19 protein-coding genes are annotated in these 18,202 nt (G+C 56.4%); 7 read left to right on the top strand and 12 right to left on the bottom strand.

The window, feature by feature from the left end:
- Positions 1-240 precede the first annotated feature (240 nt).
- A complete protein-coding gene (sciP, locus tag K5845_RS10150; protein ID WP_046479168.1) occupies positions 241-519 on the top strand; it encodes a CtrA inhibitor SciP in 279 nt (92 codons plus the stop codon).
- 91 nt (positions 520-610) lie between these two features.
- On the opposite strand, the gene K5845_RS10145 is transcribed toward sciP, so the two are convergent.
- Positions 611-1,189 carry a hypothetical protein gene (locus tag K5845_RS10145; RefSeq protein WP_152025020.1) on the bottom strand — a complete coding sequence of 193 codons (579 nt, stop codon included), beginning with the start codon at positions 1,187-1,189 and terminating at the stop codon, positions 611-613.
- A gap of 172 nt (positions 1,190-1,361) precedes the next feature.
- On the bottom strand, positions 1,362-1,742 hold the full coding sequence (locus K5845_RS10140) for a hypothetical protein (RefSeq protein ID WP_046479166.1): 381 nt from the start codon (positions 1,740-1,742) through the stop codon (positions 1,362-1,364).
- 713 nt (positions 1,743-2,455) lie between these two features.
- Here K5845_RS10140 and ctrA point away from each other — a divergent pair.
- Positions 2,456-3,151: a response regulator transcription factor CtrA gene (gene ctrA / locus K5845_RS10135; RefSeq protein ID WP_046479165.1), complete on the top strand. Its 696-nt coding sequence runs from the start codon at positions 2,456-2,458 to the stop codon at positions 3,149-3,151.
- A 124-nt stretch (positions 3,152-3,275) separates the two neighbouring features.
- On the top strand, positions 3,276-3,923 hold the full coding sequence (locus K5845_RS10130; RefSeq protein WP_287958922.1) for an MBL fold metallo-hydrolase: 648 nt from the start codon (positions 3,276-3,278) through the stop codon (positions 3,921-3,923).
- Positions 3,924-4,007: 84 nt separating this feature from the next.
- Here the strand turns inward: K5845_RS10130 and K5845_RS10125 are convergent, their stop codons facing one another.
- From K5845_RS10125 to uvrB, 4 genes are all read right to left on the bottom strand, one after another.
- Positions 4,008-4,442 (bottom strand): hypothetical protein, encoded by a 435-nt coding sequence (locus K5845_RS10125; protein ID WP_052743890.1) that lies wholly within the window; start codon positions 4,440-4,442, stop codon positions 4,008-4,010.
- A 108-nt stretch (positions 4,443-4,550) separates the two neighbouring features.
- On the bottom strand, positions 4,551-5,051 hold the full coding sequence (locus tag K5845_RS10120) for a hypothetical protein (protein ID WP_046479163.1): 501 nt from the start codon (positions 5,049-5,051) through the stop codon (positions 4,551-4,553).
- A 304-nt stretch (positions 5,052-5,355) separates the two neighbouring features.
- Positions 5,356-6,105, bottom strand: coding sequence for a bestrophin-like domain (locus K5845_RS10115; protein ID WP_046479162.1), 750 nt, complete (start codon positions 6,103-6,105; stop codon positions 5,356-5,358).
- Positions 6,106-6,293: 188 nt separating this feature from the next.
- Positions 6,294-9,044 (bottom strand): excinuclease ABC subunit UvrB, encoded by a 2,751-nt coding sequence (uvrB, locus tag K5845_RS10110; RefSeq protein WP_287958921.1) that lies wholly within the window; start codon positions 9,042-9,044, stop codon positions 6,294-6,296.
- Between the two features lie 210 nt (positions 9,045-9,254).
- Between uvrB and K5845_RS10105 the strand changes: the two genes are divergently transcribed.
- On the top strand, positions 9,255-9,971 hold the full coding sequence (locus K5845_RS10105; RefSeq protein ID WP_287958920.1) for an SDR family oxidoreductase: 717 nt from the start codon (positions 9,255-9,257) through the stop codon (positions 9,969-9,971).
- A gap of 108 nt (positions 9,972-10,079) precedes the next feature.
- Here the strand turns inward: K5845_RS10105 and K5845_RS10100 are convergent, their stop codons facing one another.
- The 3 genes from K5845_RS10100 to K5845_RS10090 form a co-directional block, all read right to left on the bottom strand.
- On the bottom strand, positions 10,080-10,259 hold the full coding sequence (locus K5845_RS10100; RefSeq protein ID WP_076605417.1) for a hypothetical protein: 180 nt from the start codon (positions 10,257-10,259) through the stop codon (positions 10,080-10,082).
- Between the two features lie 173 nt (positions 10,260-10,432).
- Complete coding sequence (locus K5845_RS10095) at positions 10,433-10,975, bottom strand: hypothetical protein (protein ID WP_287958919.1); 543 nt, start codon at positions 10,973-10,975, stop codon at positions 10,433-10,435.
- 90 nt (positions 10,976-11,065) lie between these two features.
- The gene (locus tag K5845_RS10090) at positions 11,066-11,398 is read right to left on the bottom strand and encodes a hypothetical protein (protein ID WP_046479157.1); all 333 of its coding nucleotides are present in this window, start codon (positions 11,396-11,398) and stop codon (positions 11,066-11,068) included.
- Positions 11,399-11,824: 426 nt separating this feature from the next.
- On the opposite strand from K5845_RS10090, the gene K5845_RS10085 reads away from it, so the two are divergent.
- Positions 11,825-13,027: a pyridoxal phosphate-dependent aminotransferase gene (locus K5845_RS10085; RefSeq protein ID WP_046479156.1), complete on the top strand. Its 1,203-nt coding sequence runs from the start codon at positions 11,825-11,827 to the stop codon at positions 13,025-13,027.
- A gap of 73 nt (positions 13,028-13,100) precedes the next feature.
- On the opposite strand, the gene K5845_RS10080 is transcribed toward K5845_RS10085, so the two are convergent.
- Both K5845_RS10080 and K5845_RS10075 read right to left on the bottom strand, forming a co-directional pair.
- Positions 13,101-13,754 (bottom strand): polymer-forming cytoskeletal protein, encoded by a 654-nt coding sequence (locus K5845_RS10080; protein ID WP_046479155.1) that lies wholly within the window; start codon positions 13,752-13,754, stop codon positions 13,101-13,103.
- Positions 13,755-13,880: 126 nt separating this feature from the next.
- A complete protein-coding gene (locus K5845_RS10075) occupies positions 13,881-14,318 on the bottom strand; it encodes a c-type cytochrome (protein WP_046479154.1) in 438 nt (145 codons plus the stop codon).
- 127 nt (positions 14,319-14,445) lie between these two features.
- Between K5845_RS10075 and K5845_RS10070 the strand changes: the two genes are divergently transcribed.
- The gene (locus tag K5845_RS10070) at positions 14,446-15,366 is read left to right on the top strand and encodes an alpha/beta fold hydrolase (RefSeq protein ID WP_287958918.1); all 921 of its coding nucleotides are present in this window, start codon (positions 14,446-14,448) and stop codon (positions 15,364-15,366) included.
- Here K5845_RS10070 and K5845_RS10065 read toward each other — a convergent pair.
- Positions 15,344-15,655, bottom strand: coding sequence for a hypothetical protein (locus tag K5845_RS10065; RefSeq protein WP_152025019.1), 312 nt, complete (start codon positions 15,653-15,655; stop codon positions 15,344-15,346). The two genes, K5845_RS10070 and K5845_RS10065, sit on opposite strands and share 23 nt — an antisense overlap.
- A gap of 444 nt (positions 15,656-16,099) precedes the next feature.
- On the opposite strand from K5845_RS10065, the gene K5845_RS10060 reads away from it, so the two are divergent.
- The gene (locus K5845_RS10060) at positions 16,100-18,166 is read left to right on the top strand and encodes an elongation factor G (RefSeq protein ID WP_287958917.1); all 2,067 of its coding nucleotides are present in this window, start codon (positions 16,100-16,102) and stop codon (positions 18,164-18,166) included.
- The last annotated feature ends 36 nt before the right edge of the window (positions 18,167-18,202 follow it).

Below are 18,202 nucleotides of genomic sequence, written 5' to 3'. Positions count from 1 at the left end.
GCAGGCAGCCGCAGCTCGCAACAAGAGTTATTGTGCCAAATGTCCAAGGATATCGGCGCCGATAACTACTTAGGGTCATTTGTTTAGGATTTCTACGTCAAGGTTAATGGTCGGGCGAATACTAAAGGGACGGCTGTTTATGCTATTTTTACATAAGGCTTTAGTCGGAACTTAATCGAGATCGGCTATAAGGATTTTAGGCGTCATAAAAAGTGTAACGAGTACAGAGTAACCAGTACCATGACAGAACAACAGATGCGCGCCCGCGTGCGCTACGTAATCGGACCCGACGGTAGCCCTCTGACGGTTGCCGATCTTCCTCCAAAGGACACCAAGCGTTGGGTCATCCGTCGCAAAGCGGAAGTTGTTGCCGCTGTGCGTGGTGGTCTGCTCAGCATTGAAGAGGCGTGTGACCGCTACAAGTTGACGGTCGACGAGTTCCTCTCCTGGCAACGCTCGATTGACCGGCATGGCTTGCCGGGTCTGCGCGCCACCCGCGTGCAAGACTACCGCGACTGATCCCCCGGGCTAGTAATCCCCCCTCCCCTAGCCCCCAGAGCGGTGCGTCCCCAGGGCGCTCCGCTCTTGGCTGCGATTGAGGCGGGCTGCTCTATTTGCGTTTATTTTTCGACTTGGGTGCTTTGTCCTGCCCGGCTGCAGCTGTTGCGCCCCACCCCGCCTTCACCCCGCCTTCGACGCATCCCTCTTCATCAGCGGCCCATCGGTAAACATCCTGACTGAGGTTGTCGCCAATACTTGCTGGTAGCTGCTTATTGTTGGCGGATACTGTCGCTGTCTCACCGATTGGCTCAATCTGGATCTCAAAGGCAACCCGCCCGGGCTGATTGGGAGCATCTTTGATGCGCTCGTGAATCAAAATCTTACTTCCCCCGCCCTGGTGTTCCGGCCGTGCCTCGGCTTGGAACAGGTACTGAGTACGTAACGGGCCGTAGCCGCCGAGCCAGCAGGTTAGGACACCACGGGCAATGCGTGTGTAAATCTCGGTCGGCGAACCGGTTGGTTGCTTCATCCCTTTGGCAAGGGCACTCGCTGCATTGGGAATGGCTGAAAGTGCGCCCGTGGTCCCAGACGTTAACACCGACGTGTCAACCGGCCCGTTTCCGGCGCAGCCGGTGAGCGCAACGCAAAGGCTTATGCATGCGAACAAACCTCGGGTAGATCCCGTCATGCCGATCGTTACCTGACCGTTTAAAAAACGAGGAGCTAAGAGCTGTCTCCCGCCGGAGAGAACGTTGTTTCAATGTCATAAAAAAAACGTGGGGCGCAAGGCCAAGTGGCCCGGCACCCACGCGTTTGACTGCATAACTATGTTAAATGTAGGAAAGGCGCGCTGATTGGGATCAGCGTGCCGCCATTCCTGAATGGCGTTCGGGACGCTGTGGCTCACGCAGGCCAACCTGGCTCTCGCCAGATGAAACGCGCGTGAGTTGTTCCATGGCTTCGTCGCGCTCGCGCTGAGCTGATTCAAGCTTGATGCGCAACTCGTTAGCCGATGAATTTAAGTTGTCACGACGAAGAGAAGCCGACTTCGCAAACGTGGAGTAGGCATAATGTGCCGTGTCCTTGACACCGGTACGTTCTTCTTCGGCGCGGATCTGGCGGTCGAGATCGCCCGCCATGCGCTCAAATTCTGCAATCATATGCTGAAGATCGACAACCTTACGGGCCTTTTCATCAGCCTCAAAACGCTTCAGGCGAAGCGCAGCATCACGTGACTTCATGGTTCGATACCCCTAACTCTTTCGACCATTCGCCAGCTTCGACAATCAAAAAACATGCCAGTCGAGATAAAGCTCGACTGAAGTCTCCACACAATCTGTTAACCTGCTACTATAGCGGGAAAACGTCAATATGAGATCGGCGCGCTAGCGTACAATATGATGTGTAGCACATGCTATTTAACGTTGCGCTAAAACAACGCTTGACGGATCTAATTAACTGGGAACGTCCCGAGACTCAGAAATATGAATCTGCGGTCTAGGGGCCGGTCGCGAATAATGCTAACTGTTGATAGTGCGCGTTGTGGGGTAGTCAGCGGCCGAATCGAAAGGTCCGGCATTGCGCCGAATGGTGTGAAGCTTGGATTTGAGCCGTCCATAGGCGGAGTGTATCCGCCCGACCTGCCAGCCCGAATTAGAGTTCCCTGTGTACCTGCAAGAAACCGGTGGTCTTCACTTCGTGTCTGCGGAGCGGTGATTCAGCGGGCGCTGGAGTATTGCGCGAAGAAGGCAAGGTCACAGGTGTTTTGGAGATTCGTTGATGTCTTGTGAGCAAATTGTCGAGAGTTCGACGGGCAGCCTCAAGACAAAATTAGGAATTGTTAAACTTCTAATGCTTAACGTCCTAAAGAGGATTTAGCTAGAGATCGAAGTTTGCGTGCTCTGCATTAATTGAACTGCGGCGCTGGCGGCGGCCGGAGAAGAGAGGAAATAAAATGCGGGTGCTTCTGATCGAAGACGACAGTGCGACTGCGCAAAGCATTCAGCTGATGCTGCAGTCTGAAGGTTTCAACGTCTATACGACGGATCTTGGCGAGGAGGGAGCAGACCTCGGCAAGTTGTACGACTACGACATCATCCTTCTCGACATCAATCTTCCAGACATGTCGGGTTACGAAGTCTTGAAAGCTCTGCGTGTAAGCAAGGTTTCGACGCCGATCCTGATCTTGTCCGGCCTGGCCGGCATCGAAGACAAGGTTCGGGGCCTCGGCTTTGGCGCTGACGACTACATGACGAAGCCCTTCCATAAAGATGAGCTCGTGGCGCGTATCCACGCCATCGTCCGGCGGTCGAAGGGTCATGCGCAGTCCGTTATCGAGACGGGAAGCCTCAAGGTTAACCTCGACACGAAGACTGTAGAGGTGAACAGCCAACGCGTGCATTTGACGGGCAAAGAATATCAGATGCTGGAGCTGCTCTCCTTGCGCAAGGGGACCACGCTGACCAAGGAAATGTTCCTCAACCACCTTTATGGTGGCATGGACGAGCCCGAACTGAAGATCATTGACGTCTTCATTTGCAAACTGCGCAAGAAACTGCAGACGGCAACCGGCGGTCAGCACTACATCGAAACCGTCTGGGGACGTGGTTACGTGCTGAGAGATCCTGACGACGAACATGCCGCAGCCTGATCGCGCTGATCGCAGCACCTGAGACTACTCAAAACGGGGTCCGAAAGGCCCCGTTTTTTTGTTCTTATCGGCAAAATGCTTTAGGAAGGGCGCGCCGAAACTCAGCCCGAAAGGCCCAGCCAAGATGACAGATACGAAGCCATCGCTTAAAGCCGCAATTCTGCAGGTCACGCCATTTCAGCAGAATTGCTCGCTGATTTGGGATGAGGCAACCGGTGTCGGCGCCGTCGTGGACCCTGGTGGCGACATCGACCGTATTGAAGACGCGATCGCAGAAGTGGGCATGAAGCCAGAAAAAATTTTGCTGACCCACGGTCATATTGACCATGCTGGCGGCGCAGACGAGCTTCGCGAAAAGCTGGGTGTGAAGATCGAAGGTCCCCACCGGGCCGATGACTTCCTGCTTCAGGGGCTGGAATCGCAGGGACGCGAGTACGGCTTTTCGGCCCGTAATGTCACACCTGATCGATGGCTGTCGGAAGGGGACCAGGTCACCGTAGCAGGGCATAACTTCGATATCATGCACTGCCCCGGACATTCGCCAGGTTCTGTCGTGTTTATCAACCAGCCCCATAAGTTCGGGCTATTTGGCGATGTCCTGTTCAGGGGATCAATTGGCCGAACGGATTTTCCCTATGGCGACCACGATGCGCTGATTTCAGCGATTAAAACGAAGCTGCTGCCGCTCGGAGACAACTTCGCGTTCATTTGCGGTCATGGTCCGGGCAGTACAATCGGCCTCGAACGCAACGCGAATCCGTTCCTGACCTGAACGGGAGCACTATAGGCCCCGGGAGTGGCGGGGCCCTGTGCAAGGCGTGCATAGCACCGGATCACAGATCCGGTGCCCTACGGCTCAGTAACGACCTCTAAACTGGAGGCAAAGCAAACCGCACTCCTGCGACAGCCCCTGCTCGCCGTTGGCTCGGCCTTCCCAGAAGTCGACAGTCTCGACGCGGAGCGTCTCGGAGCAACTGCGGCGGCAGTATTCCCAGGTGCCTCCGGGGAGCCGCACTTGCGGGCCGAGCCGCGTGAGGCGCACGGGGCCTGAGACGGTGCCGTTGCCGAAGTTGCTTTCGGCCACGACGTAGCCTTTGCTGAGGTCCTCGGGAAGGCGCCCGATCCGGCCGGCTTCTGCGCTCTGTGGCAGGGCTGACACGACACTTACTAATAGGCCCGCGCACATCAGGGCGAAGCGGTTTCCAAATGACATCGGAAGCTCTCCAGGGTCTAGGGTCGCGGGCACAACACGCCGCATGCCAAACATGGCAACGAAGAATGAAAATAACATAACGGATTCCGGACAGGGAGGGGTTCCAGGGGACCTTCTGCCCGACGGCAGAGTTCATGTGGCCCTGTGGCACCGATATTGCCAATCACAGCGGCGTTCTACGGCGGATTAACCGCCTTGACGCTTCAAGTTGATCTTGACGGCGCTAAGCCCCGAGCCGGATCCAGCAGTCGAGATCGAGACGTTTTGCTGGTTGTTGCTGAGGGAGACCGACATGGATCCCGTAATGGCGCCGTTGATTGATAACTTGATTGATGCAGGGTTTGCTGTTCCAGTCACAGCGCCAGTCGCATTGAACGTCCGCTCTTCCCAGGTCCCGGAAACGGCGCCGCCGGAATAGGTCAAGCCGGCACGCATTTCGATCTTGTTCGAAGGATTGGCGCACCGGATGGCCACGTTGAGGTCTGTTCCCTCCTGACGCGAGGTGTAATACGCGCGGCAATCGATCCGCTCGCTTTTGCCGCTATCGAGTTTGACCGAACCCGAGCCGCTCCAAGTGCCGACATATCCGTTCAATGGATTAGCCGTAGCCTGCTGCGCGAAGCCGAGCAATGCGATTGACGCCGACATCAAGACGCCGCCAATCAGTCCAGACGTCGAAAGTTTCATTCTGATCTCCGCTCCCGGTTTCGGCGCGGAATAATAAGGTTTCTGAGCCAATTGACGAGGTCCTGCGGGTCACACTGATTTTACGGAGAGTGCGAGCTGAGGCTATCGATCTGAAAGATCTCACCAAATTGGATTCTTACCTCAGCTCTATTCGATTGTGCCTAACGCCCTTATAGCTAGCAAAGATAGAACTCGTGCAACCCCTGGGAGTTGTGTGCAGGCGCGCGGCGCAAAACTTATGCTAAGGCAAGATTCTAACGACAACGGAAAGATCTGCCCTCGTGTTGACTTTTAGCGTTTGATTTTAGTGGGCCTGTCCCGGGGTCAGTTCGGTGAGCGCTTCGTGCAATGGCGCACTTGAAATCGAAATCAAGCCGCCCTGAGATTCGTCCATTTCCATAATCAGGAACACGGAGCCGGCTAACACAACAGCGCACAGCGCGATGATGGAAAGCACGGTGGTATTCCGCGGGGCGAAGAGAGCATTGCCGAAAAATATTATGGCGAGCCACAAGATGAGAAGCGCCAAGAAGGGGATTGGCATGGTGCTGTCGACGTCGTCGAGTAGAAACCAGCGTGTCTGCGCGATCTCATTTGTTACGTCGAGCGCTCTGCTTTTGAGCCAGGATTGTGCATCCGTGGTCGGCACAAGGCTGCTGAGTTGCAATTGAACCTGGTCGATCCCTACCACCAATTCAGTGGGTTTCCGGCTTTTTTCGAACTGGGCGAGTTTGCTTGCAACGGCCTTCCGCAACAGGGCGCGCAAATCACGGGTTTCGGGGCCATAATGAGACATCAATCGATCGAGGAGAATGACCTCCGCCGAAGCATGTCGCCATTCCGTGTCCTTCGTATCGAACGAGGTTTTTGCCGAGAATACGAGAAATCCGAGCACGACCGCTGCGAGCAGACCGTTCAATTCAAGAAACGAATGAATGGCCCGCTGAGACTCTTCAGTCATGTGATGTTTGGGCAGAACAGTCGCCAAAAACAGGCCGAGTAATGCCGCGCAAAATGTGAGCGCAAACACAATCAGAAACGCAACGACGGGCATGAATGAGCCCTCGGACTGAACGACAAATGTGCGAGGTCAGCTTCCGGCGGATCCAAGGATAATCAATAACTGTACGAAATGTGCGACCGCCGTCACGGACGCAAATTGAATTCAATTAATTTAAATCTCCAACCGCGCCGCCGCACGCGAAGTTCCAAAGTGTGGTTTACAGAGAGGCAGCTGAAGCGTTACGCGCCAGGCCGCCCGGTCTTCCTCGGTCGGCCGCGCCGTTGTTTCTTTTCAGACGGATCATCAAATTCCGTCGTCTTCACAGGCTTCACGGGTTTCGTTTTTCCGGTTGGCACGGAGAGCATGGCGTGAGGGCCCATCTCGTCGAGAGTCGGCTTGTGCGCCCCCGAAATGCGCTCTCCGAACGCACCAGCTTTTGTCCGTGGATCAACTTTGGCATCGCGGCGTGGTACGGGCATGTCCGTACCCGGACCCATGTCGTCAAGGGAGGGTTTGCGGATGCGGCTTTTTTCGGTGGCAGGAAGATTGGCTTTTGCACCATATTTGCGGTCGCCCTCATAGCGTCCGGCCCGGTCCTCCACCTGGGCTTGCCGCGCCAGCGGGTCGTCGGCAATAGCAAGTTCGGTATCGCGCAACCGCTTAATCTCATCACGTAGTCGCGCGGCTTCCTCGAATTCCAGATCTGCAGCTGCCGTACGCATACGCGCTTCCATGTCCTCGATAACGCGCGCAAGATTGTGTCCGTGGGCGACCGGTGCATCGGCCAGCCCGGTATCAACTGTGACGTGATCCTGTTCGTACACTGAGGCCAGAACGTCCGCGATGTTCTTTCTGACGCTTTGCGGTGTGATGCCATGCTCAGCGTTGTAGGCGAGCTGTTTTTCCCGGCGCCGATTCGTCTCTGCGATCGCCCGGTCCATCGAGCCCGTCACATGATCGGCATAGAGGATCACGCGTCCGTCGACATTACGCGCCGCACGGCCGATTGTCTGAATGAGTGAAGTTTCTGAGCGTAGGAAACCTTCCTTGTCAGCATCGAGAATAGCAACGAGCGCGCATTCGGGGATGTCGAGGCCCTCGCGCAGCAGGTTGATGCCGATCAGCACGTCAAATGCACCAAGACGCAAATCGCGAATAATCTCGATCCGCTCCAAAGTGTCGATGTCCGAGTGCATGTAGCGCACGCGGACTCCCGCTTCGTGCATGTATTCGGTGAGGTCCTCGGCCATGCGCTTTGTCAGCGTCGTGACCAACGCACGGTAGCCTTTCTGGGAAATCTGGCGCACTTCATCGAGAAGATCGTCCACCTGTGACTTCGCGGGCCGCACATCGATGGGCGGGTCGATCAGCCCTGTCGGCCGGATAACCTGTTCCGCAAATACGCCGCCAGACTGTTCCAATTCCCAACCGCCGGGAGTTGCCGAAACCGACACGGTCTGCGGACGCATGGCATTCCATTCCTCGAAACGGAGAGGGCGGTTATCCATACAAGACGGCAAGCGGAAACCGTACTCGGCCAGCGTTGCTTTACGTCGGAAGTCGCCGCGGAACATGCCGCCGATCTGCGGGATCGTTACGTGGCTTTCGTCAACGAAGACAAGGGCATTGTCCGGAAGGTATTCGAACAGCGTCGGTGGTGGATCGCCAGGGCGGCGGCCCGTCAGATAGCGGGAATAGTTCTCAATGCCGGCGCAGGAACCCGTCGCCTCCATCATCTCCATATCGAACAGCGTACGCTGTTCGATGCGCTGGGCTTCGAGATATTTGCCGGCGGCATGCAACTCGTCGAGCCGTCCTTTCAATTCGGACTTAATGGCTTTGATCGCCTGCTGGAGAGTCGGGCGGGGAGTCACGTAGTGTGAATTCGCGTAGACCTTCACGAGTTCAAGGTCGTCGGATTTGGTCCCAGTAAGAGGATCAAACTCGGTAATAGACTCAATCTCGTCGCCGAACATAGAGATGCGCCAGGCGCGATCCTCCAAGTGAGCCGGAAAGAGTTCGATGGTGTCGCCGCGTACGCGGAACGTGCCGCGCTGAAAGGCAGTGTCATTGCGCTTGTAGTGCAAGGCGACCAAATCTGCGAGCAACTGATCTCGAGAGAGCTGTTCCCCGACCTTTATGGCAAAGGTCATCGCCGTATACGTCTCGACCGAACCGATACCGTAAATGCAAGACACCGATGCAACGATGATAACGTCATCGCGTTCGAGCAGCGCACGCGTTGCGGCGTGCCGCATCCGGTCGATCTGTTCGTTGATCGAGCTTTCCTTCTCGATATACGTGTCGGTGCGGGGGACGTAGGCCTCCGGCTGATAGTAGTCATAGTACGAGACGAAGTACTCGACGGCATTGTCTGGGAAGAACGATTTGAACTCGCCATAGAGCTGCGCCGCGAGAGTTTTGTTCGGCGCCAGGATTAAAGCGGGCCGTTGCGTTCGCGCGATGACCTGAGCCATCGTGAACGTCTTGCCCGAGCCGGTAACGCCCAGCAGAACCTGGTCGCGCTCGTGGGCATCTATCCCGGCCACCAAATCTGTGATCGCCTGTGGCTGATCGCCTTTCGGTTCGTATTCCGAGACGATCTCAAAACGGATGCCGCCTTCGCTTTTCTCCGGCCGCGGCGGACGATGCGGCACGAAGTCGATTTCGGATCCTGCGACGATCGGATGCGCGGCCATCATCGGTTGCTGCTTCAGCAGTTCCCGTGCACTTGCTGAGCGCTCATGCGGCTTGGCAAGCAAGGCGTCTAGATAAGCCGTTAAACTGCCTGTTCCGCTCGTGGGCTGCAGCGCCTGAGCCCTCAAGGCCGGGAGCACACCGCTATCAAATGGAGCCTGCGGAGCTTCGCCGAGCCCAGGCGTGCGCGCGGCTGTCTCGGAAGGCGGAGGTGTCGGTTTTCCGGATTTGCTACGTGCGGCACGCGGCTTCTTCGGTTTGACCGATGAGGGATTCTTGGAAGTTGGCGACATGCCCGCAATATGGCGCGTCCGGTGTCGCGAGCAAAGGGCCTAGATGACAGTGAGTTGCCACGCTCCCCGTTCGAGCAAGCGATAATGCCAAAAGCAGATGCAACCTGTTAAGCCCGTGCAAAAAATTCGCGACCTACACTTCCTGCAAGGGGACCGTCCGTCTAAGGTCTTCGTGTTGAAAGAATTTTTAGGCGAGCTAGGAGGCCTGAAATGGCAGAAACGCGCGTCGCGCTTGTCACCGGGGCAAACCGGGGCATCGGCCTTGAGATCGTCCGTCAGTTGGGACGATTGGGCGTGATGCCGATCATTGCTTCGCGTGAACTCGACAAGGGCAAGCGGGCCGCTGAGCAGCTCGCGAGTGAAGGCCTGGAGCCGGCAGTCGTTCAACTCGATGTTGACGACCCTCAGAGCATCGTTACGGGTGTGGCGAATGCCAAGGATCTGTTTGGCCGGATCGATATTCTGGTGAACAACGCTGGTATCTTGATAGATGGACCGAGTTCAGGGGCTCCCACTGTCGAGAATGTTCCGCTCTCGATCGTGCAGCAGACCTTCACCACCAACATCTTTGGACCGTTGCTGATGATCCAGGCAGTTCTGCCGACGATGAAGGAGATTGGGTACGGGCGGATCGTCAACCTTTCCTCAGGGCTTGGTCAACTCTCCGAAATGGGCGGCGGCTATCCTGCTTACCGTATGTCGAAGGCCGCCCTGAACACGCTGACCCGGACATTGGCAAGCGATCTTGGCCATGGCGACATAAAGGTCAATGCGATGTGCCCCGGATGGGTGAAGACCGATATGGGCGGCCCAGAAGCGACGAGATCACCTGAAGAGGGCGCAGAGACGGCAGTCTGGCTTGCAACGCTGGACGACAGCGGACCAACAGGTGGGTTCTTCCGCGACAAGAAGCAGATTGCTTGGTGAGGGACCCAACAGTCGAATTGGCATCACAATGCGGCGGCCCTTAAGCGGGCCTTCGCTACAAAGTTTGATCTTTCACATGAAGGCTTGAGAACCTGAGACGCACCTCGTTTAGAGGCCGCGAACAAGGTTGCCTACCATCAGCACGAGATACGCCGTCATCGCCAGCCAGTACTCCTGATGAGGTAGGTATCGGGGAACCGCGACAAACCCCATCTTCGTTATCAGGGCCAGCACGGCCAGGATGAACGAAATCAAAAAGATGACGACGGTTGGGGGATTGAGCCGCATGAACAACTCCAGCCTGGATGGAAATATTTGCGCGGCTGGAGATTGGCACGGGCAGACCACCGCCGTCCATCGCGCGAGCATACCTCGCCATAGCCTTAGAGAGAGCGCTATGGCAATCCCGCAACGCTACAAGGAGAGGTCTGCGAAGCAGGATCTGTCAGGAGGCAGAGTGTTTAAAGGGAATGCGGCGAAGCGAGCTTGTCCCCAAACACGTTGGCATCGTCGCGATCAATCACAAACCGAATGATCTGACCTTTGCTGCTGCCTTTTTCACGAGCAGTGACCAAAATCATTCGATCGTTGGAACCGCCGTGGAGGACACGCGTCAGGCCCTCTACAGGCAGTTCCGTGATGGCGACAATCTCGAAAACACGACGGCCACTGTTGCCGGAGAGTGAGATTTCGTCCCCGACCGCAACGGACCCGGACCAGGAAGCCGGGCGTACGTGGTCGCTAAGACCTGCGCCAGGAGACGAACTGCCAAGCCAGAAATCTTCGCCAGCCGCGAACGGCAGCGAAGCCAGGGAAGGCCCACCGGTTTTGGAGGTTCCGGTCGGGGTCGGTGCTGAATAAGAATCAAAAGCGGTTACGAACTGCGCTTTCAGCATCGTCTCACTGGTCGAGAAAAATAGGAGGCCAGTGGCAAGTAGAGCCGAAAACGCCCCCAAGCCAATGGCCACGGGCCTGCTTGTAAAGCGCGCATTCGCATCTCGCATGTGCGTCTACTCCTGCTTCTATTGCTCACTGAGCCCTAAATATAGGGGCAACTTGGCCGGAGTCTAAGGCCCCGGCCATTCGCTAAGCTGTTATCTGAGCCGACGGCGATGTATCCGAACCGGTGCGTGCTGACGCCTGAGGTATCGCAGAAACGTCAGATTAAACGCAAAGATGCCGGAAAATATGGCCGCGAGCATCCACATAGCGGTGCGCTGGTCGACAAACAGAAGCAGGCTGGAAGCCTTTGACTGCGTGACCGGTAAGGCCACCTTAACCACTTCCGCAGCTTTGGCCGCCGCTTGCGCCTGATCGGGAACCTTCCCGATTTCCGAGGCATTGGCACTAATTGCGATGAGATCGCTGAATTGTGGAACGGCGGGGCCCGGTTCGGCCCCCACAAGACTGACGATAAGGCAAAACAACCCGAGACCGACGGCAATATCCGCCCCAATCCGGGCAAAGTGCTTCGGAATTCCCGCAAATTTCTTCAGAAGCGCCTCCTATCACTGCGCACGAGCATAGCCGAGTTCAGCGTTATGAGAACGCAATTTGAGCGGAGGCTGAGCCAAGATTGTGGCCGAGCCATATACAGCGGTGGAGGAGTAACGGACTCTTCGCTGATGTTGTCGCTGCGCATCAGATGGGGGTTGGAGGCGAAGAGCCGCGCGAATAGTCCAAAAGACCAATGGGAAGGGCAAGATGTTTGCTTGCCCCATAAGCAAACCGACATTAGCCTGCGCGCCGCCAGAAAGCGCCCTACATAGAGCAGCTGTTCGGCGGCAGCGTGCGGATGATCCCCGCTGCCGGCCAGTTAATCACGCCTACATTTGAAAGAAAGGCTTAGTCTGATGGGCTTCATTGCCGATAGCCTCAACCGCATCCAGCCCTCCGCCACGATCGCCGTCGCAACAAAGGCGCGTCAGCTCAAGGCCGAGGGACGGGATATCATCTCGCTTTCGGCAGGCGAACCGGACTTCGATACACCTGAAAATATCAAGCAAGCCGCTGTCAAAGCGCTCGCTGAAGGTAAAACAAAATATACTGACGTCGATGGCATTCCCGAACTCAAGCAGGCCATCATCGCGAAATTTAAGCGCGACAACAAACTCGACTACAAGCCGAGCCAGATCTCAGTGGGGACGGGCGGTAAGCAGGTTCTCTATAACGCCCTTCTAGCGACGTTGAATCCGGGTGACGAAGTTGTGATTCCAGCGCCATGCTGGGTGTCTTACGCGGATATCGTCATGCTCGCGGGCGGCAAGCCTGTCTTCGTACCAACCAAGATGGAGCATGGTTTCCGGCTGCAGCCAGAGGTTCTTGAGGCCGCGATCACACCCAAGACCAAGTGGTTCTTGTTCAACTCGCCTTCCAATCCGACTGGCGCGGCGTATTCTGCAGCAGACATCAAGAAGCTCACCGATGTTCTGATGCGGCATGACCATGTTTGGGTGCTTACGGACGATATGTACGAGCACTTGATCTATGACGGTAATGTGTTCGCGACGCCGGCTGAGGTGGAGCCGGGGCTTTTTGACCGGACATTGACGATGAACGGCCTCTCGAAAGCTTACGCTATGACGGGCTGGCGTTTGGGCTATGCCGGTGGCCCTGAGCCGCTGATCAACGCCATGCGCAAACTTCAATCGCAGTCGACGTCGAACCCATGCTCCATCACGCAATGGGCCGGTGTCGAAGCGTTGAACGGGCCCCAGGACTTCATCGCAGAGAACAACAAGATCTTTGTTGAGCGCCGGGACCTCGTCGTATCGATGCTCAATCAGGCAACCGGTATTTCGTGCTTCAAGCCGGAGGGGGCATTCTACGTTTATCCGTCCTGCGCCGGCCTCATCGGCAAGACGACATCCAACGGCAAGAAGATCGAGACCGACGAGGACTTCGTGACGTCTCTGTTGGAAGCCGAGGGTGTCGCCTGCGTCCATGGTGCGGCGTTTGAGGGATCTCCTGCTTTCCGCATCTCTTACGCCACGTCGACTGAGGCGCTGCAGGATGCTTGCGAACGGATTCAACGCTTCTGCGCGAACCTGAAGTAAGAATAAAAGAAATGCCGGAGCACCACGTCGGGGCTCCGGCATTTTTAAAAGAACGCCTGATATGAGAACATTATCAGGCGGCGATGACGGCGACTGTTACCGTCTTGGCTGCACCTGACGTTGCGCCCGCGCTATCCGAAACGATGACATCAAAACTCGCGGTTTCCGCGGCGTTGCCATCGTGCGCGAACATCACATGGCCGTTCTCGAGATCTGCTTGCGTGAATGTCTCCACGGGAACGCGTTGGCCATGGTTCAACGCGACGAAGCCGTTGATCGGATTTGAAACCAAAAAGCTGAGGTTGTGCGCACTGTCGTCCGGATCGACCGCAGTCAGATCCATGGTCGTGATCCTCACGGTGCGACCGCGCCGCACGACGAGGTCAAGATCGCCGGAAATTTCCGGCGGCACGTTGCGAAGATCAGCTGAGAGTTCCGCACCCGACGCCAGTGAAATGCGGCCGTACTGCACTTGCCCGTTCACGGAGCCAGTAGCCCCGATCCCGATTAGATGTTTGACCGCGACGTTTCCCTGAAGCGTACCGTTGATTTCTGCGTTATCGACCCTGATCGTTCCGAAAACTCGACCGCCAGGATGTATGATCAGGCGCTCGGCGGCGACTTCGCCTTCAACATAGCCATGAACTTCAAGCAGCTTGCAGTGCGCGATCCGGCCCTTAAGGACTGTATCGTCGCTAATAATGGCAACGCCTTGAGATTGGGTCACGGTGATTGCTTCCCTGCTACGATGAACTATGCATTCGCCAAATTTTTTCCGCCGCGAGCGCCGGATCGTATCGACCTATCGGGCACACCCTAAAGAAGTGTTGTGACCGATAGTGCGACGACCGTCTCAGTCATCCTTGCGGTATTTTTTATGGCAACCGCTGCAATTGCCCATAACCTTTGGCCACTCGTCCATGAAAACAAATTCGTCGGTTATGCTGGCTTGCCCCGCCTTTGCGGTCTCGGCCAGCTTGCCAAAGCGACCGACGAAGTCTTCCTTGTTCTCCCAAATAACCGGTAGAGCTTCTGTTTTTTCGCCCGTCTTGGAGTCCTCAGGAAACATATTGCGGAGAACGGCTGCTTTTTCAGCCATCGTCGCCAGCGCTTTGTCGATGGCCGCTTGTTCGTAGGGTCGCTCCCCCTTCATCATCGCGATCGTCGGCTTTGCAGCGTCGGACATGGCCTTGAACGCCGATTGGCGTGCCTTGATGATATCGTGGTTTTGAGCCGCAGCGACGCCTACACCAACGGTGATCGCGAACACGGCAACGGACAAACGCAGCATAAGGAACTCCCCGTCGGACCAGCGGGCCGAAAAACCCGATTAAACCTGCATTTCGGTGGCTAAACGGTCAATCAGACAATCCCAAGGCACCAACAAATATTAAGGTCCGCGTCAAATGGATCCGGGCATGGTCAAAGAGGATACGGACTTTTCAATCCCTCTTTCCGACGGAAGGCAATTCGGCCTGCGTTGGTACGGCGCGTCAAACGGGCAGCCCGTGCTTGCCCTGCACGGCACGCCCGGGTCGCGGTTGAAATTCCGTCTCGCGAGTAAAGCGGCCAACGAGCTAGGTCTAAAGCTCTACTGTCCCGATCGTTGGGGGTACGGGCTCACCGCCAAACCTCTCCTACAGCCTTCCCTCGCAGAGTTCGCCAATGACATCTGCGAGGTCACAAACCGCTTGGGTCTCGCGCGTTTCTCAATCGTCGGCATTTCGGGAGGTGGACCGTTCGCAGCTACGGTTGCTGCCGCGTTGGGTGCGCGCGTTGACAAACTCGCTCTGATCGGCCCGGTCGGACCAATCCTGCCGCGGCCGTTCCATGGGCCCATTGGGCCATTTCACAGGTTCGCTTTTACTGCGTGGCCTAGAATGCCCGGCGGAATGCGGCTTACGTTCGCGACGTTTCGCATGCTCCTGTCCGCCAGCCAAGACTTGGCCATTACTACGGTGGCTGCAAGAGCAGGTTACGCTGACAGACAGATCCTTCGCGAACGCGAGAATAAGAAAGCCCTCGCCGAAATTATGCGCGCGGGCCTCCTTCGCAGCGTTGAAGGGCCTGTCATCGATATGATGTTGTTTGGCCGAAATTGGAATGTCGACTTATCCAGGGTGACGGCCGAAACACATTTGTGGCTCGGTCTTGAAGACCACAATATTCCTCTAGGTCCCGCCCGCCGCCTAGCGTCGGCAATACCCAACGCAAAGCTCACCGAAATCGTCGGGGCAGGGCATTTCTGGATTATGGAAAATTACCGAGAGGTATTCGATTGGCTCGCGACAGATCTCGATGAAGACGTAACGCGCTTCAGGCTACGGCACGACCACTGAGCCAGCCGAGCCAATAATGGCGCCAACGCTCATACGTGTCGGTTGCTTTCGGAGCAACCGGTACGAGTGCGCGTCCAGCGGGTATCGGGTAAATTGCACGCGGACGCGGCGCTGGAAGAGCAGCCACTTCCCGTTCCAAAACCGGGACATAAGTATAAACAGGGCGTTGTGGCTCGTCGTCCCGCCCGATCTCGCTAAGAGATTTAGAACTGGACTTTAGGAGGTCCTCGGACGACGCCATGGCAAAACCGGCGGCGTGCGCGGCGGACATAAGGGATTTTATTCCCATCGATCTCTCCTCGCCGTGTTCTGCCTCACCCAACGCGCGACCCGCTTCGTTCGTTGCGGCGGGTCTACCGATTCCTACCAACCAATGTTGAAAATATCATGTGCATAGGTGCTCAGGGTCAAGATCTTTTTGGTTTATTTTTAGTGTTGCGGCGCAGCGAGAAAAGTAATTTGCACTGCAATACAATAGTCGCCGCCGGCAGAGAGCTAATGGTCTGCCTTAAGCTATGAGTCTATGCGGTTGAAAAATATAAATAATACGTGAAAAACAGCAGCTTAGCTGCTCCCTGCGAGTACATTGCTGACAACTGATGCTTGCGTCGTTGCGGAGACGGCGCGAACATGCTCGTGGCCGCGCTCCTTCCAGGCGCGGGGTGCGGCAGCGCACTCGCATGCCTGGGCACGTCCTCAGATTAGGGGACAACAACCAGATCGGGAGGAGCACATGGACCAATCCAACGGCTCTGAAACGGGCGGCAGACGAGGTAACGGCACGCGCTGTGTTGCGATTGTCGGACCTTATCTCTGCGGTAAGACGACATTGCTAGAAGCAATTTTAGCCCGCACAGGCGCTGTGCCGCGTCAACGCAAAACTTCAGATCCCAACAGCATCGGTGACGCTAGCCCGGAGGCACGGGCGCACGGCATGAGTGTGTCAGCCAACATTGCAGACACGACATACCTTGATGATCAGTTCACGTTTATAGATTGCCCCGGCTCAATTGAATTCCAACACGAGTCTTCATTGGCTCTGACGATCTGCGATGCCGCGATCGTCGTGTGCGAGCCGGATACTAAGCGACTGCCGGCCCTACAACTTATCCTCAAGCAACTGGATGATCGGGGAATTCCCCATTTCCTGTTTTTGAACAAGATCGACAGCTTCATGACTCCGGTTCGCGACATCATCCCAATGTTGCAACCTGCAAGCGTGAAGCCGCTTGTGCTGCGTCAGATCCCGATCTGGGAAAATGGCGTAGCCACGGGGTTCGTCGATCTCGCATCCGAACGTGCGTATGTTTATCGCGAACAAGATACGTCTGAGATTATCGAACTTCCGACCGGACTGAAGGACCGCGAGTCCGAAGCACGCTACCAGATGCTCGAGCAGCTCGCCGATTACGACGACGAACTCTTGGAGCAACTTCTCTCGGATGTGGAGCCTTCGCGTGACAGGGTTTTTGATGACCTTTCCGAAGATTTGCGGAAGGGCGTTATCTGTCCTGTGTTGTTGGGAAGTGCCGAGCACGGCAATGGCATCAACAGGTTGCTCAAAGCTCTCCGCCATGAGGTGCCTGCTGTAGCGAAGACCGCCCAACGGCTTGGCGTTGCCGACACCGACTCTGCAGCCTTTATATTCAAGACGGTTCATTCCCCGCACGGTGGCAAGATGTCGGTTGCTCGGGTGCTGACCGGGAGCTTGACTGACGGCGCCGTGTTACGAGGGGCGCAAGGTCAGGAAGAGCGCATATCCGGCCTGTTCAGATTAATGGGTGAAGACACTACGAAGTGCGACGCAGCAGCAGCTGGCGATACTGTCGGGCTGGGACGAGTCGACGGATTGGCGACGGGAGAAACGGTAACAACCAGCAAGACGCCGGTCGTCCAGATCGAAGCTCCCGAACCACCCCAACCTGTCTATGGCACGGGGCTGGGTCTCAAAGATCGCAAGGATGAGGTCAAATTGACCACCGCACTCGGCAAGCTGATGGAGGAAGATCCTTCCCTGCAGGTCGAGCACTCGCGGGATACAAATCAGATCGTTCTGTTAGGTCAGGGAGAAATGCACTTGAGGGTCGCGCTCGAACGCCTTGAGCGCAAATTCTCCGTGGCCGTCGACCGCATCAAACGCCAGATTGCTTACAAGGAAACGGTGCGTAAACCCACGGAGATCAGGGGAAGACACAAAAAGCAATCTGGCGGACACGGACAGTTCGGTGATGTCGTGATTGAAATTAGTCCACAACCGCGTGGCACCGGATTTTCGTTCAACGAAAAGATCACCGGAGGCGCTGTTCCCAAGCAGTTCATTCCGTCTGTCGAAATCGGTGTGAAGGATTTCATGCAACGCGGGCCGCTCGGCTTTCCCGTGGTCGACATCTCGGTGACGCTGAAGGATGGATCGTATCACTCCGTGGATTCATCGGACATGGCATTTCGACAAGCTGCGCGGCTCGCCATGGCTGACGGCATGCCCAAGTGTTCGCCTGTCTTGCTTGAGCCCATTATGGCTGTGTCGATCGCCGTCCCGACTGAGGCCACCGCGAAAGTCAACGGTATGATCCCACAACGACGGGGGCAGATTTTAGGATATGACGCAAGACCAGGCTGGCCCGGTTGGGATGTTCTCGAAGCGCACATCCCGGCAGCTGAGATGGAAGATCTGATTATTGAGTTGCGGTCGGCCACCGCTGGCGTCGGGTCATACTCGGCGCGATTTGATCATCTGGCCGAACTGACCGGCAAACTGGCCGATCACGCGATCACGGATCAGATGCACGCAACAGCGTGACACACAAAATTTCGAGGGCCGGACGATGATTGACGC

The sequence above is a fragment of the Filomicrobium sp. genome (genome assembly GCF_025698805.1).
Classification (GTDB): Bacteria; Pseudomonadota; Alphaproteobacteria; order Rhizobiales; family Hyphomicrobiaceae; genus Filomicrobium; species Filomicrobium insigne.
This window is presented reverse-complemented; position numbering and strand designations above follow the sequence as displayed.

What these genes read in the sequence shown, in the direction of transcription:
- sciP (WP_046479168.1), top strand. Translation starts at nt 241, where the DNA reads ATGACAGAACAACAGATGCGCGCCCGCGTGCGCTACGTAATCGGACCC.
- K5845_RS10145 (WP_152025020.1), bottom strand. Translation starts at nt 1,189, where the DNA reads ATGACGGGATCTACCCGAGGTTTGTTCGCATGCATAAGCCTTTGCGTT.
- K5845_RS10140 (WP_046479166.1), bottom strand. Translation starts at nt 1,742, where the DNA reads ATGAAGTCACGTGATGCTGCGCTTCGCCTGAAGCGTTTTGAGGCTGAT.
- ctrA (WP_046479165.1), top strand. Translation starts at nt 2,456, where the DNA reads ATGCGGGTGCTTCTGATCGAAGACGACAGTGCGACTGCGCAAAGCATT.
- K5845_RS10130 (WP_287958922.1), top strand. Translation starts at nt 3,276, where the DNA reads ATGACAGATACGAAGCCATCGCTTAAAGCCGCAATTCTGCAGGTCACG.
- K5845_RS10125 (WP_052743890.1), bottom strand. Translation starts at nt 4,442, where the DNA reads ATGTTATTTTCATTCTTCGTTGCCATGTTTGGCATGCGGCGTGTTGTG.
- K5845_RS10120 (WP_046479163.1), bottom strand. Translation starts at nt 5,051, where the DNA reads ATGAAACTTTCGACGTCTGGACTGATTGGCGGCGTCTTGATGTCGGCG.
- K5845_RS10115 (WP_046479162.1), bottom strand. Translation starts at nt 6,105, where the DNA reads ATGCCCGTCGTTGCGTTTCTGATTGTGTTTGCGCTCACATTTTGCGCG.
- uvrB (WP_287958921.1), bottom strand. Translation starts at nt 9,044, where the DNA reads ATGTCGCCAACTTCCAAGAATCCCTCATCGGTCAAACCGAAGAAGCCG.
- K5845_RS10105 (WP_287958920.1), top strand. Translation starts at nt 9,255, where the DNA reads ATGGCAGAAACGCGCGTCGCGCTTGTCACCGGGGCAAACCGGGGCATC.
- K5845_RS10100 (WP_076605417.1), bottom strand. Translation starts at nt 10,259, where the DNA reads ATGCGGCTCAATCCCCCAACCGTCGTCATCTTTTTGATTTCGTTCATC.
- K5845_RS10095 (WP_287958919.1), bottom strand. Translation starts at nt 10,975, where the DNA reads ATGCGAGATGCGAATGCGCGCTTTACAAGCAGGCCCGTGGCCATTGGC.
- K5845_RS10085 (WP_046479156.1), top strand. Translation starts at nt 11,825, where the DNA reads ATGGGCTTCATTGCCGATAGCCTCAACCGCATCCAGCCCTCCGCCACG.
- K5845_RS10075 (WP_046479154.1), bottom strand. Translation starts at nt 14,318, where the DNA reads ATGCTGCGTTTGTCCGTTGCCGTGTTCGCGATCACCGTTGGTGTAGGC.
- K5845_RS10070 (WP_287958918.1), top strand. Translation starts at nt 14,446, where the DNA reads ATGGTCAAAGAGGATACGGACTTTTCAATCCCTCTTTCCGACGGAAGG.
- K5845_RS10065 (WP_152025019.1), bottom strand. Translation starts at nt 15,655, where the DNA reads ATGGGAATAAAATCCCTTATGTCCGCCGCGCACGCCGCCGGTTTTGCC.
- K5845_RS10060 (WP_287958917.1), top strand. Translation starts at nt 16,100, where the DNA reads ATGGACCAATCCAACGGCTCTGAAACGGGCGGCAGACGAGGTAACGGC.